Here is a 14,082-nt window from a genome sequence, read left to right on the forward strand (position 1 = left end):
GCGTTCTTCTTTTTGTGGTAAAATTAATCTACTATGAACAATAATACCGAGAAATATTATACCGCAAAACAGGGAAGGCTGCCACTGTTTTTTTCGGATTGTCTGGATCTCTGTGATCCAGTATTAGCATTTGACAGAATCATGGAGGAGATTGGAATAGAAAGATATCTTAGGCCAGAGCCCTCACATAAACTGGGCCGGCCCGGATATAATCGGGTCAACATGCTAAAGACAGTCCTGTTCGGCTTTATGGACACTGGATACGCTTCCCTTCGGGAATTAGAAGACCGATGCAAAGTCAACATCCGTTACATGTACCTGATGGATCATGAAACTCCCAGTTACCGTGCCTTCAGTTATTTTATCAATGAAGAGATCAAGGAATCTGCCCAGGATATTTTTAAGGCAGTCATGTCCTATATCCAGACAGCGGAGGGAATCGATTTGCAGCATCTGTATATAGATGGCTCAAAATTCGAGGCAAATGCAAACAAGTATACCTGGGTATGGAAAAAAGCCACGGAAAAATCGAGATACCGTCTGTTCGGCAAGATTACCACACTGCTTACAGAAATGAACGAAACGCTGGCATACACAGGGCTGAAAATTGAAACCAATGTAGAATACACCCCGGACAGCCTGGAGGTCATTTTGTCCAGGTATGAATTCTTCTGCCATATCGACGAGGACACATTTGTATACGGCCGGGGACATCGGAAGAGCCAGGAGCAGCGTTACTACGAACGTTTAAAGGAATATATCGGAAAGCTTTCGGAATACGTGGAAAAGATCCGGATATGCGAGCCTGACCGGAACAGCTATGCGAAGACGGACCATGGCGCGACCTTCATGCGGATGAAAAAGGACTATATGGGAAATGACCAGCTCCTTCCTGCATACAACATACAGATCGGAGTGGCTGACGAGTACATTGCGGTGGTAGATGTCATGCAGTACCGGTCCGACATGGACTGCTTTGTGCCACTGATGGAAAAGTTCCATGAGTTATACGGTTTCTACCCGAAATATCCGGTAGCGGATGCAGGGTATGGATCCTTTAATAACTATCTGTTCTGCCAGGACCATAGGATGGAAAAGTTCATGAAATTCCCCATGTATAAGAAAGAGACAACAGACGAAAAGTACCATGAAGACCCGTTGCGTGCAGTGAATTTTAAGACAGACCCGGAAGGGAACCTAATCTGTCCAAACGGGAGGAAGTTCCACTTTGCATACCGAAAACCAGTGAAAGGGAACCAATACGGCAGGCAGGAAGAGTACTATACCTGCGAGGACTGCAGTGGCTGCCCCTATGCAGAAAAATGCAAGAGAACAGAAAAGAACAGGACAGTGCGGATTAATGCGGAATTAAGCGCCATGCATCAGGAGGTATTGGATAATCTTCAGAGTATCCATGGGGCGTTGCTCCGCATGAACCGCTCCATCCAGGCAGAAGGGACATTTGGAATCATCAAATACGACCGAAGGTATAAGCGAATTGTAAGAAGAGGACTGGATTCGGTAAGAGTAGAGATATTTCTTGTTTCTATCGGCCATAATCTCTATAAAATCTATAATAAGCAGATGAGACTCCGGGAAGTGGCTTAAAGAAGAAAGAGCGCACGTTTGTTGGGGTAAGGGGGATTATGCGCTTTTTACTGCTTTTTTCTTACGCTTTCCACAAAATAAAGAGGGGCTGAAAAAATGGAGTTAGAGCAACTCCATTTTTTCACAGCCCCCTTTCTTTTTATGCCTGGCGCCAAATTTTGTTTTGCGGCGCGCTGTATCGGAGATACGGACACCCCCGGATGGGGATACGGACAGAGAAAAAGGTCCCAAAAAGCCCTGGAAAAAGCGTCAGAAAAAAAGTGTATTTATCACCCATAGGGGGGCTTGCGAAGAAAAATACCAGCATTTATGCTGTGCATAGGCCAATTGTGGGAGCGACGGCACAGGGCTGACAATACGTAAGGAGGAGACTATGGGACTGGATCACGTAATAAAGGTAATTGGCGATTATTGGGATGAGCGTTCATCTGAATTCGATAAGGAGCATGACACGGAAGACGGCAAGGCGTGGGAAGCTGCTTTATCAGAGCTTTTAGGGAAAGATACTAATAAAAGTATCGTGGATTTGGGAACCGGAACAGGATTTCTGGCAAATATGACTGCCCGGCTGGGGTATCCCACTGTGGGCATTGACCTGTCCAGAGAGATGATGAAATATGCTGTCCGCCATGGAAAGAAATGCGGTTCCCCAGCTATGTATATGGAGGGAAGTGCACTGGAACTGCCGTTTATGGAGGATTCTGTGGATTACATAATAAACGCGCGTTTGATTTGGACTCTGGTAGAGCCAAAAAAGGCCCTGAAGGAGTGGTACCGGGTAATCCGTCCGGGAGGAAAGGTAATGTGCTTCAACCGGATGCAGGAGGAGGTTGGACTCACTGTCTGGAAGGATAATATTTATCAGGACCGGGAAACCGACTCCAGTCTGGAAATAATGAGCGCCGGGATGGAAGAGCTGCGGGAACTGCTTGTGAACAGCGGCTTTACAGAAGTGGAAATCAGAAAGCTTCCGGGGCTTACAAGACCTGGATACGACTATGAGCCGTGGTTTGTGCTTATGGGTACGAAACCTGTCACAAAACGCCAGACAGAGGAGGAAGGAATGGCAGACTTTTGGGACAAAAGTGCTGCAGATTACGAAGCTGGCCATGCATTGGCAGACAAAGATACCTGGAAAAAGCGTTTGGGGGAATTCGTGGGAGAGAAGCGGAAAATTCATATCCTGGATGTTGCCACAGGAACAGGGATGATTGCCAATATGCTGGGAGATATGGGGTATGAAAGGGTTCTGGGAGTGGATGTATCGGAACAGATGATGTATATTGCCCTTGAACACGCAAAGGAACAGAAGCTGGAGAATGTAGCCTATAAATATGCCAATGCACTGGAGCTTCCCTTTGAAGATGGAACCTTTGATGTGGTGCTCAGTTCCCGCCTGCTGTGGACTTTGACAGAACCCCAGGCTGCGGTAAGGGAGTGGAAGCGTGTTCTGAAAAAAGGAGGCAGATTAATAGCCATTAATGAACTGGAGCCGGGGGATGGAATCCGGTGCGGGGAGATAGAAAAATACCAGAAGGATATTAAGGCAGAGGAACTGCCCTTTGGAAATGTCAAGCAGGACAATATTGTAGAGCTATTGAAAGAGACAGGCTTTGCAGATGTGAGAATAGAATCCATGCCGGGCTGCCATCTTTTAAACAGTGACAGAGAAAACTGGTATGCATTTATTGGAGACTTGAAAGAATAATCTAAGAATTCAGGAGGAGTTTATGAATTACAAAGGAATAACAAAGGTGTTGGCAGCAGGACTGTGCATAGCTATGCTGGCAGGATGCGGTGACAACAAAACAACAGAACCGAAAACGGACACAGATGTTTCCCGGGAGACAGGTAAGGAGAAGGTCAAAGACAGTGCCTCGAATGAGAAGGTGCTTCGCCTGGCATTTCCTTCCACCATTACGTCTCTCGACGTAATGGATGGAGACGGCGCTACTATGCTGAAGGAAGTAGCTGGTGTCATTGAGACTTTAGTCAACGTGGATTCTAATTTTGAGCTTCAGCCCTCTCTTGCCACAGAGTGGGAGCGCACAGGAGATAAGACATGGGTATTCAAATTGAGGGATGATGTCACATTCCACGACGGAACCCCATTTAATGCGGAAGCAGTTAAGTGGTGCCTGGACAGAAGTCTGAAGGATAATGAGTCTCTCAGACAAACAACAGGGATTGACACCGTGGAGGTCATAGACGACCATACGGTGCAGTTTGTTATGACTGAGGCTACCGGTGAACTTCCGGAGGCATTTACGAATGTGGGTACGGCTATTGTAGCCAAATCATCTGTAAACGATGCAGGAGAATTCGTGACAGCCGTAGGAACCGGGTATTTTAAACAGGAGAGCTTTGATGTAGGATCTGGTACATTTACCTGTGTTCCCTATGACGGATATTATAAAGATGTCAAAACCAACGTAACTGAACGGAAGATAGTGAGCATTGCCGATGCCAGCACCCGTTCTCTCTCTGCCCAGAATCATGAGATAGATGTTGCTACAGATGTTCCTTTCAGCGATTTGGAGACTCTGAAGGATGCGGATGGGATACAGGTGCAGCAGTTTAACACCGCCAGGACCTATTTCTATTCCTACAATGTGAATAAAGAGTACCTGAAGGATGCAAATGTAAGGAAAGCTCTGATCTATGCAATCAACAGGGACGAGCTGGTGAAGGACGTATTGCTGGGAGTGGGCGCAGTACCGGAGGGTATATTTATTAAAGATATGCCTTGGGCGAACACAGAGGTAGATAATTATGATTACGATGCTGAGAAAGCAAAAGCTATGCTGGAGGCGGCGGGATATAAGGATAGTGACGGAGACGGAATTCTGGATAAAGATGGGGAAAAGCTGTCGCTGAATATAGTAACTGGTTCCCGCCGTCCGGGAAATGCACTGATTGCCCAGGCAACTCAGGGATATTTTGAGAGCATCGGGGTTGAGGCTGCCGTGGAGGTGCTGGACGGAAATGCATACAATGAAGTGATTGAAAATGGCAGCTTTGATCTCTGCCTGAATTCGGCGGCCACTGGCTATGTGCCATCCGCTTCCTACTACCTGGAAACCTATTATCATTCCAAAAGCAGCAATGGGAAGAACATCGGATATTCTAATCCGGAACTTGACAGTCTGATAGAACAGTGCAAGGCTGCCGACAGAGGAGAGGAAAAAAATGAGCTGAGCAGGAAAGCCCAGGCAATCGCTCAGGAAGACGCAGTTGTCTACACAGTAGCAGACTATGGTGCAGTTTTTGTACTTTCGGATGCAGTTGAAAACTTTTCTTACAGCGCTGCGGTGCATGACTTTATCGTTCCGAATGAAGTTAGTTTAAAATAGATAGTAAAAGGGGGCTGATAAAAGCCCCCCTTCTTTATTATAAAGAACAGGAGGAACATAATGGCAAAATACATAGTAAAAAGATTGGGCGTTGTATTAATCGTGCTGTGGCTGGTATCTACATTGACTTATTTTATGGTGCACGTCACCCCGGGAGACACAGCAAAAGCAATTATTGTCTCAGTATACGGGGAAGACGCAGTGTCAGAAGAGACCCTTGAACGGGTAAGAGATAAATTTGATTTGAAAAAGCCTGTATATATGCAGTATCTGGAGTGGCTGAAGGATGTGGCGACAGGACATCTGGGAACTTCCTATAAATATGATAAACCAGTGCTTGAGATGCTGGCCATCCGGGTTCCGAATACCATTATGCTGGGGGGAGCGGCATTCCTTCTCTCTGTGATCATTGCGCTGCCCATAGGAATACTCAGCGCCCTTCGCCATAATGGCATTCTGGATCATGGAGTCAGGGGATTTGTACTTTTGACTTCCTCCTTCCCATCCTTTTGGATCGCACTGATTTTAATTATAATATTCTCTATACGGCTGAAACTGCTGCCTGTGAGCGGAATGACAGGGGCAGCCAGCATCGTTTTGCCTGCTGTGACATTATCTGTTGGTATGATTGCAACCACAACCAGAATGATGCGGTCCAGTATGCTGGATGTGCTTGGACAGGATTATATGACGGTGGCAAAACTTAAGGGCTTAAAACCAGGGAAAATAATATGGGGACATGCCATCCGCAATGCCATTCCCCCTATTGTAACTGTGTTGGGTCTTCAGATTGGCCATATTCTCGGTGGCGCTGTAATTGTAGAAAATATTTTTTCCTGGCCGGGGATCGGCGCCTTGTTTATAGATGCCGTAAACGCTAAGGACCTGCCTATGATAGAAGGGTGTGTCCTTTTGATTACATTTGGATATGCCATAGTAAATGTAATTGTAGATATCATATATGCCTGTATCGATCCCAGGGTAAGATATACGGGAGGAGAGAGAGCATGAGACAAATTCGGAATTTTTTTAATATGCTGAACCGTAAAAATGTAATTTTGATTCTAGGTATTCTTATAACCGGCTGTATGCTTTTAATCGTAATCTTCGCACCCCATCTGGAGATGTATGATCCTACAAAGATGTCACTTGAAGATAAATTTATTCCTCCCTGCAGAGAACACTGGTTTGGTACCGACCATATGGGGAGAGATATTCTTAGCAGAGTCATTGAAGGATCCCGGGTATCTCTGACAACAGCTGTGGCAGTGGTATTAGTAAGCGCAGCGCTGGGGACGGGAATCGGATTGGTATCAGGATTTTTCGGCGGTTTTATGGATATGATACTGATGAGGCTGGTAGATGTTCTGCTTGCGTTTCCCACCATTGTATTTGCACTGGCGATTTCAACGCTGCTGGGTACGGGCCAGGGCAATCTGATTATAGCAATCTGCTGTGTTCAGTGGGTAAGGTATGCAAGAATCGCCAGAGGAGAGGCGATTCTATTAAAGAATGCGGAATATATTGAGGCTGCAAAAGCCATAGGATGCAGTAATCTGCAGCTGCTGGCAAAATACTTTTTCCCCAATGTTATTTCTAAAATTTTAATTATGGTTTCTCTGGATATTGGCAGTATTATCTTATACTGTGCGTCATTAAGCTTTTTGGGACTGGGGGCCCAGCCTCCTTCACCGGACTGGGGGGTCATGATCAGCGACGGAAAGAATTATATGCAGTATGCTCCCTGGATGACACTGTTTCCGGGCCTTGCTATTGCAGTTTCGGCCCTAGGCTTTAATATGATGGGGGACGGTATCAGGGATCTGCTGGATCCCAGAATGAGAGAGGCAGTGCAGTCGGAGTGAGGAGGATGAAATGAAGGATTTATTACAGGTTAAGGATCTGAACGTAGGATTTCTGGTAGGGAAGAGGGAGGTTCAGGTACTGAGAAATGTTTCCTTCTCCATTGGAGAGGGAGAGATTCTGGGTGTAATTGGAGAGACTGGGTGCGGGAAGTCTGTGACGGGAAGCGCGGTTCTTCGTCTGCTCCCTGAAAATGCTCTGGTAAAGGGTGAGATATTGTATAAGGGAAAAGAAATTTTATACATGGAAGAGGAAAACTACCGTGAACTCAGGGGAAAAGAGATTTCTGCAATTCCTCAAAGTCCCGGTACCTCTCTGAATCCTATGATGAAGGTAGGGAACCAGGTGGCTGAATGTATCACAGGAAAAGAAATAAGAAAAAGAGAAAGCGTCCGCACTGCCGTAAATGATATTTTCAGACGTCTGCAGCTTCCCGGAAAGGACAGATGCTATGGAAATTACCCGTGGGAACTGAGCGGAGGCATGTGCCAGCGGGTGCTGATTGGCATGGGAATGATAACACATGCCCGTCTGCTGATTGTTGACGAGCCCACGAAGGCTATAGACTGGGCACTCCGGAAAGAGGTTGCGGATATCCTTCTGAGGTTAAAACAGGAAATGGGGTGTGCTATGATGATGATTACCCATGATATTGGGGTGGCAAGCTATGTGGCGGACCGTGTGGCGGTTATGTACTGCGGTGAGATCGTGGAAGTGGGCAAAACGGAGGACATTCTGCATCATCCGATCCACCCATATACCCGGGGTCTTATCCGGGCTATGCCTGCCAATGGATTTGAGGTAATGGAAGGATTTATGCCTTCTTTTTCAGACTTGCCCGAGGGATGTAACTTCTGTACAAGGTGCCGGTACAGGGACACTGTGTGCAGCCGCCCTCAAGAGATGGAGGAGGCGGATGCCGGACATTGGGTAAGATGCCGCCGCTGGGGAGAGATCATAAAAAGCAGGGAGGAACAGCTATGCTCTTAGAGGTAAATCACGTAAGCAAAGAGTACCGGTCAGGTGTCATCCGCACCCGGACTGTCCATGCGGTGCAGGATGTGTGCTTTAAAATGAACGAGGGTGAGATTTTCGGGCTGATTGGCGGAAGCGGCTGCGGCAAGACCACCATTACTAAAATGATTCTGGGATTATTAAAGCCCTCAGAGGGAAGTATTCTGTTTGAGGGCAGAGATCTTACAAAACTGAGGAAAAAGGAGTGGAAAGAAGTGCGCAGAGACATCCAGGTTGTATTCCAGCACCCCCAGATGACATTTAATCCAAGAGGGACCATCCGATTCGCCTGTACCGAACCGGCGTCCAATTACGGTCTGGTAAAAACCAGGGAGGAGAGGAACCGCCTGGCGGAGGAATTAATGGAGCAGGTTGGACTTACCGGAGACCAGCTTAAGAAATATCCCCATGAGATCAGCGGAGGACAGGCCCAGAGGCTCTCTATTATCAGGGCACTGTCACTTAATCCGAAATTATTGATCTGCGATGAACCTACATCCATGCTGGATGTGTCTGTACAGGCGCAGATTCTCAGTTTGCTGAAAAGCAAACACCGGGAACAGGGGCTTGCTATGCTGTTTATCTCCCATGATCTGGAGGTGGTGCAGTCTTTTTGCAGCAGGGTGGCTGTGATGAATGAAGGAAGGATCGTTGAATCCGGGACTGTGAAGGATGTATTTTCTAATCCTCAGCATGCATATACAAAAAAACTGCTGCGCTCTTATATGCACTATTAACTATGCCGTATGAGTGGCGGATTAGTAAAATAGATTTTCCCTTGTGTATTCTGCCGGATCCCATTATAATGAAAAATAGTACGATTAATTGAAAGAAGGTGAAGCTGTGGTTGAATTAGATCAATTCAAATATACATTGAATACGTACGCAGAACCATTAGTGGAAGTGGGGGATTCACTTTGACTTGGCTAACAAGGAAAAGCGGATTCAGGAATTAGAGAGAGAAATGGAAGCTCCCGGCTTCTGGGATGACACAGAGCGTTCCCAGAAGATGATGAAAGAATTAAAAGGAATGAAAGACGATATGGATACGTACCATCGTCTGAAGACCCAGATGGAAGACATGGAGCTGATGATCGAGATGGGATATGAGGAAAATGATCCTGCAGTTATTCCGGAGATTCAGGAAATGCTGGAAGAATTCACAAAGGATTTTGAAGACATTAGGATTAAGATTCTTCTGTCAGGGGAGTATGATAAGAATGATGCCATTGTAACGCTCCATGCAGGGGCAGGGGGAACTGAGTCCTGTGACTGGGCCGGCATGCTGTACCGGATGTATGGGAAATGGGCGGATAAGCATGGATTTACTACAGAGGTCATTGACTATCTAGACGGCGATGAGGCCGGGATAAAGTCTGTTACCTTTGAGGTAAGGGGAATCAATGCTTATGGATATCTGAAATCAGAAAAAGGGGTCCACCGACTGGTGCGGATCTCTCCTTTTAATGCAGCGGGAAAACGCCAGACATCCTTTGTGTCCTGCGATGTGATGCCGGACATTGACGAAGATATTGACATTGAGATTCGTGACGAGGATCTGAGAATCGATACCTATCGATCCAGCGGTGCCGGAGGGCAGCATATTAATAAGACATCTTCAGCCATCCGGATCACCCATCTGCCTACCAATATTGTAGTGCAGTGTCAGAATGAGCGCTCCCAGCATATGAACAAAGATAAGGCAATGCAGATGCTGAAAGCAAAGCTCTATCTTTTAAAGCAGCAGGAAAACGAGGCGAAGCTTTCAGGCATCAGAGGAGAGGTGTCAGAGATTGGCTGGGGAAATCAGATTCGTTCCTATGTGATGCAGCCGTATACTATGGTAAAGGATCACAGGACCAGCGCGGAAACAGGCAATGTGGATGCTGTTATGGACGGGGATTTGGATTTATTCATCAATGCATATCTCAAATGGATAACCCTTTCCAAAAAAGACTTGCAGAACTAAGCAGTTTATGCTAATATCTTTTGTGGAAAAACAAATGTATTTCGTGAACGAACAAGGTGATAGACATGTCTGAAAAAAGTAAGTACTTTGTAATAAAAGAGAAGGCTGTGCCGGAGGTACTGGCAAAGGTGGTAGAGGCTAAGCGGCTGCTGGATTCCAAAAAGGGGATGACTGTGCAGGAAGCAACAGAGCAGGTTGGAATCAGCAGAAGCTCTTTTTATAAATACAAGGATGATATTTTCCCCTTTCATGAGAATGCCAGAGGTAAGACCATTACCTTCATTATTCAGATGGATGATGAACCCGGTCTGCTCTCTGAAGTGCTGCAGGCCATTGCCGAGAATCACGGAAATATTCTGACGATACATCAGAGTATCCCCATCAATGGAATCGCCAGTCTTACGTTAAGTGTGGACATTCTTCCCAACCGGGGAGACGCGGAAGCTATGGTGGATGATATCGAAGCATGTCAGGGTGTACATTATTTAAAAATACTAGGCAGGGAGTGAAAAAACGATGATTAATATCGCAGTGTTAGGGTATGGAACCGTTGGTTCCGGAGTTGTGGAGGTTATCAGGACAAACCACACCAGTATTAATAAAAAGGCCGGTGAGTATATTAATATTAAATATGTTCTGGATCTGAGAGATTTTCCGGGCGATCCGGTAGAGGAAGTTCTGGTACATGACTTTGAGACAATAATAAACGATCCGGAGATACAAATCGTAGTAGAAGTTATGGGCGGTGTGGAGCCGGCATATACCTTTACAAAAAGAGCGCTGGAAGCAGGCAAGAGCGTATGTACTTCCAATAAAGAGCTGGTGGCAAAGCATGGGGTGGAGCTCCTTGCGATAGCGAAAGAGAGGGATATCAATTACCTCTTTGAAGCAAGCTGCGGCGGCGGAATTCCCATTATCCGTCCCCTGAACTCTTCTTTGACAGCGGACGAGATTGATGAGATCACTGGTATCTTAAACGGTACTACAAACTATATCTTGTCTCAGATGGCAGAAAACGGTTCTGATTTTGATGAAGTATTAAAGGACGCTCAGGACAAGGGTTACGCAGAGCGCAATCCTGAGGCAGATGTGGAAGGCTATGATGCCTGCCGTAAAATTGCTATTCTGTCTTCTCTGGCCTTCGGGGATCATGTGGACTATGAGGATATTTATACGGAAGGAATTACAAAGATAACAGCTACAGATATCAAGTATGCTAAGGTCATGGGCACAAGCATTAAGCTGCTGGCTACAAGCAAAAAGGTGGGAGACAAGTTCTATGCCATGGTATCTCCTGTTATGATTGACCGCAAAAGTCCGCTTTACAGCGTGAATGATGTATTTAATGCCATTTTTGTGCACGGCAATGTGCTGGGAGATGCCATGTTCTATGGCAGCGGCGCCGGCAAACTGCCTACAGCCAGTGCAGTGGTGGCGGATGTGGTTGACTGTGCAAAGCATCTTCACAGAAATATTATGATGAGCTGGAGCAGCAAAAAGTTAGATCTTATGGATGTGGAAGAAGTAAAGAACCGTTTCTTTGTCCGGGTAAAAGGAAGTATGACTGGTGATATCTCTAAGGTGGAAGAAGTATTCGGCAGTGTTCAGCCCTATGGAGTTGCAGATGTGGCAGATGAGTTCGGATTCCTGACAGAAGAGATGACAGAGAAAGAGTTCAGGGAGAAAGCTGCCCGCGTGGAAGGCGTGATCAGCAGAATCAGAGCAAGAGTATAGGAGTAAAATCATGAAATATATAGTGGTGTTAGGTGATGGTATGGCCGATGAACCGCTGGAGGCAATCGGCGGTAAAACGCCGCTGGAATATGCGGATACTCCGGCCATGGATGCAATGTCAAAAAAGGCTGAGATCGGCCTGGTACATACCATACCGGAAGGGATGACGCCCGGCAGTGATACGGCGAACCTTTCCGTATTGGGTTACGATCCCAAGATCTATTATTCCGGCCGTTCTCCCCTGGAGGCACTTAGCATCGGGGTGGATATGAAGCCTGATGATGTGGCTCTGAGATGTAATATTGTTACGATAACAGAAGAGGATAAGCCCTATGAGGAGCAGAGGATTATGGATCACAGCTCCGGAGAAATCAGCACCGCAGACGCTAAGATTCTGCTGGACGCTGTAACCAGTGAGCTTGCAGATGAGATTTATCAATTTTATCTGGGAACCAGCTACCGTCACTGTCTCATCTGGGCGAAGGGAAGCGTGGTGCCTCTGACGCCGCCTCATGATGTACTGACGCAGGTGATAGGGCAGTACCTTCCACAGGATGAGAAGCTTCGCTGCATGCAGAAGAGAAGCTATGAGATTTTAAAAAATCATCCCGTGAATCTGGAACGTAAGGCGAAGGGGCTGAACCCTGCCAACAGTTTCTGGTTCTGGGGGGCAGGCACCCGTCCGGCCTTGTCGTCGTTTGAGGAGAAATACCACAAAAAGGGTGTTATGATTTCTGCGGTTGATCTGCTCAAGGGTATTGCAGCAGGAGCCGGTATGCATAATATATCCGTAGAGGGCGCCAACGGAGGGCTTCATACCAATTACGAAGGGAAGGCCCAGGCTGCAGTGGATGCACTGACCAGGGACGGATATGATTTTGCATATATCCATGTTGAGGCACCCGATGAGATGGGGCACCAGGGAAGTGTAGAGCGAAAGGTACAGGCGATAGAGTATCTGGATGAGAGAGTGATTCAGTATGTGAAAGAACGCATGGATGCTTCGGGGGAAGACTATCGAATGATGATACTTCCGGATCATCCCACCCCAATCTGTGTGAGAACGCATACGGGGAATCCAGTGCCCTATATGCTGTATGACAGTACAAAGCTTCAGAACAATACCTGGAATTACAATGAAAAAGAGGCTGGAGCCAGCGGCAATGTCATTGCCCACGGCTATGAGCTGATGGAGTATTTGTTTGCCAGATAAATAGGGTAAAAAAGACATACCTGGCTGCGATTTGCCGAGAGTAAATGCAGCCAGGTTTTTTTGCAGATATTCATAATTGGAGGTAACTATGCTGATTGTTAAAAAGTTCGGAGGAACCTCGGTTGCTGACAAAGAAAGGATTTTTCATGTGGCAGGCCGATGTGCCGAAGAGTATAAAAAGGGGAATGACATCGTTGTAGTGCTCTCGGCCATGGGCAAATATACGGATGAATTGATTGAAAAGGCCAGAGACATCAATCCAAATCCCCCAAAAAGAGAGATGGATATGCTGTTTACCATTGGTGAACAAATGTCAGTGTCTCTGATGGCAATGGCTATGAACCAGCTGGGGGTTCCGGCTGTGTCTCTAAACGCCTTTCAGGTTCCTATGTATACCACCAGCAATTACGGCAGCGCCAGGCTGAAAAGAATTGACAGCGATCGCATCCGCAATGAGTTGGAAAACAGGCGGATTGTTATTGTCACCGGCTTTCAGGGAGTCAACAAATACAACGATTATACAACTCTGGGCAGAGGCGGTTCGGACACCACAGCGGTGGCGCTGGCAGCGGTTCTTCACGCAGATGCCTGTGAGATTTATACAGACGTAGACGGGGTTTACACAGCAGATCCCCGCATAGTAAGGACAGCCAGGAAAATGGCAGAGATTACTTACGACGAGATGCTGGATCTGGCCACTCTTGGAGCTGGGGTACTGCACAACCGATCCGTGGAAATGGCAAAGAAATACGGGGTGCCCCTGGTGGTGCGATCCAGTCTGAATGACGCAGAGGGTACTGTAATTAAGGAGGAAGTAAAAGTGGAACGAATGCTCATCACAGGGGTGGCCCTGGATAAAAATGCAGACCGGATCTCAGTGATCGGATTAAAAGACGAACCGGGAATCGCATTTAAATTATTTGATACACTGGCAAAAAAGAACATCAATGTAGATGTGATTCTTCAATCCATTGGCAGGAACAATACCAAAGATATCTCCTTTACCGTAGCGGATACCGATCTGGAAGAGGCAGTGCAGGCCATCCGTGAATCCGGAAGATTTGCTTATGATGAAGTAAAATATAAGACAGATATTGCAAAACTCTCCGTAGTTGGGGCCGGAATGATGTCCAATCCCGGGGTGGCGGCAAAAATGTTTGAGAGTCTGTATAATGAGGGGATTAACATTAATATGATCTCTACCTCAGAGATACGTGTAACCGTACTCATTGAAGAAAAAGATGCAGAGAAGGCTATGAATGCAGTGCATGAGGCCTTTGGACTTGCTGAATAAGGGACAGGCCTGTCTGATTTTGGGACGTGTTCTT

12 protein-coding genes are annotated in these 14,082 nt (G+C 46.6%); all 12 read left to right on the forward strand.

Annotated features, from left to right (window positions below; translation table 11 throughout):
• Positions 1 to 33 precede the first annotated feature (33 nt).
• Positions 34 to 1,608, forward strand: coding sequence for a transposase (locus ACGHCT_RS03820; RefSeq protein WP_390436423.1), 1,575 nt, complete (start codon positions 34 to 36; stop codon positions 1,606 to 1,608).
• 373 nt (positions 1,609 to 1,981) lie between these two features.
• On the forward strand, positions 1,982 to 3,316 hold the full coding sequence (locus ACGHCT_RS03825) for a class I SAM-dependent methyltransferase (protein ID WP_072849619.1): 1,335 nt from the start codon (positions 1,982 to 1,984) through the stop codon (positions 3,314 to 3,316).
• Between the two features lie 22 nt (positions 3,317 to 3,338).
• The gene (locus tag ACGHCT_RS03830) at positions 3,339 to 4,961 is read left to right on the forward strand and encodes an ABC transporter substrate-binding protein (protein ID WP_390438305.1); all 1,623 of its coding nucleotides are present in this window, start codon (positions 3,339 to 3,341) and stop codon (positions 4,959 to 4,961) included.
• 60 nt (positions 4,962 to 5,021) lie between these two features.
• Positions 5,022 to 5,972: an ABC transporter permease gene (locus ACGHCT_RS03835; RefSeq protein WP_072849622.1), complete on the forward strand. Its 951-nt coding sequence runs from the start codon at positions 5,022 to 5,024 to the stop codon at positions 5,970 to 5,972.
• Positions 5,969 to 6,826 (forward strand): nickel transporter permease, encoded by an 858-nt coding sequence (gene nikC / locus ACGHCT_RS03840; protein WP_072849624.1) that lies wholly within the window; start codon positions 5,969 to 5,971, stop codon positions 6,824 to 6,826. The genes ACGHCT_RS03835 and nikC overlap by 4 nt, the downstream gene beginning before the upstream one ends.
• Before the next feature lie 10 nt (positions 6,827 to 6,836).
• On the forward strand, positions 6,837 to 7,814 hold the full coding sequence (locus ACGHCT_RS03845) for an ABC transporter ATP-binding protein (protein WP_072849626.1): 978 nt from the start codon (positions 6,837 to 6,839) through the stop codon (positions 7,812 to 7,814).
• Positions 7,805 to 8,575 (forward strand): ABC transporter ATP-binding protein, encoded by a 771-nt coding sequence (locus ACGHCT_RS03850; protein WP_390438308.1) that lies wholly within the window; start codon positions 7,805 to 7,807, stop codon positions 8,573 to 8,575. The genes ACGHCT_RS03845 and ACGHCT_RS03850 overlap by 10 nt, the downstream gene beginning before the upstream one ends.
• A gap of 106 nt (positions 8,576 to 8,681) precedes the next feature.
• A protein-coding gene (gene prfB, locus ACGHCT_RS03855; protein WP_103711144.1) for a peptide chain release factor 2 occupies positions 8,682 to 9,807 on the forward strand; the annotation gives its coding sequence in 2 pieces (ribosomal slippage) (positions 8,682 to 8,756 and positions 8,758 to 9,807; 1,125 coding nt in all).
• 65 nt (positions 9,808 to 9,872) lie between these two features.
• Positions 9,873 to 10,316 (forward strand): ACT domain-containing protein, encoded by a 444-nt coding sequence (locus ACGHCT_RS03860; protein ID WP_072849632.1) that lies wholly within the window; start codon positions 9,873 to 9,875, stop codon positions 10,314 to 10,316.
• 7 nt (positions 10,317 to 10,323) lie between these two features.
• On the forward strand, positions 10,324 to 11,541 hold the full coding sequence (locus ACGHCT_RS03865) for a homoserine dehydrogenase (RefSeq protein WP_390438310.1): 1,218 nt from the start codon (positions 10,324 to 10,326) through the stop codon (positions 11,539 to 11,541).
• A 10-nt stretch (positions 11,542 to 11,551) separates the two neighbouring features.
• Positions 11,552 to 12,754, forward strand: a complete 1,203-nt coding sequence (locus ACGHCT_RS03870) for a cofactor-independent phosphoglycerate mutase (RefSeq protein WP_072849636.1) — start codon at positions 11,552 to 11,554, stop codon at positions 12,752 to 12,754.
• 88 nt (positions 12,755 to 12,842) lie between these two features.
• On the forward strand, positions 12,843 to 14,048 hold the full coding sequence (locus tag ACGHCT_RS03875; protein WP_072849638.1) for an aspartate kinase: 1,206 nt from the start codon (positions 12,843 to 12,845) through the stop codon (positions 14,046 to 14,048).
• Positions 14,049 to 14,082 lie beyond the last annotated feature (34 nt).

The sequence above is a fragment of the Lactonifactor longoviformis genome (assembly GCF_042848515.1).
GTDB lineage: Bacteria > Bacillota > Clostridia > Lachnospirales > Lachnospiraceae > Lactonifactor > Lactonifactor longoviformis.

Excerpts from the sequence above, each read along its gene's own strand:
- ACGHCT_RS03875 (WP_072849638.1), top strand. The coding sequence starts at position 12,843 with ATGCTGATTGTTAAAAAGTTCGGAGGAACCTCGGTTGCTGACAAAGAA.
- ACGHCT_RS03860 (WP_072849632.1), top strand. The coding sequence starts at position 9,873 with ATGTCTGAAAAAAGTAAGTACTTTGTAATAAAAGAGAAGGCTGTGCCG.
- ACGHCT_RS03825 (WP_072849619.1), top strand. The coding sequence starts at position 1,982 with ATGGGACTGGATCACGTAATAAAGGTAATTGGCGATTATTGGGATGAG.
- ACGHCT_RS03830 (WP_390438305.1), top strand. The coding sequence starts at position 3,339 with ATGAATTACAAAGGAATAACAAAGGTGTTGGCAGCAGGACTGTGCATA.
- nikC (WP_072849624.1), top strand. The coding sequence starts at position 5,969 with ATGAGACAAATTCGGAATTTTTTTAATATGCTGAACCGTAAAAATGTA.
- ACGHCT_RS03870 (WP_072849636.1), top strand. The coding sequence starts at position 11,552 with ATGAAATATATAGTGGTGTTAGGTGATGGTATGGCCGATGAACCGCTG.
- ACGHCT_RS03850 (WP_390438308.1), top strand. The coding sequence starts at position 7,805 with ATGCTCTTAGAGGTAAATCACGTAAGCAAAGAGTACCGGTCAGGTGTC.
- ACGHCT_RS03820 (WP_390436423.1), top strand. The coding sequence starts at position 34 with ATGAACAATAATACCGAGAAATATTATACCGCAAAACAGGGAAGGCTG.
- ACGHCT_RS03835 (WP_072849622.1), top strand. The coding sequence starts at position 5,022 with ATGGCAAAATACATAGTAAAAAGATTGGGCGTTGTATTAATCGTGCTG.
- ACGHCT_RS03865 (WP_390438310.1), top strand. The coding sequence starts at position 10,324 with ATGATTAATATCGCAGTGTTAGGGTATGGAACCGTTGGTTCCGGAGTT.
- ACGHCT_RS03845 (WP_072849626.1), top strand. The coding sequence starts at position 6,837 with ATGAAGGATTTATTACAGGTTAAGGATCTGAACGTAGGATTTCTGGTA.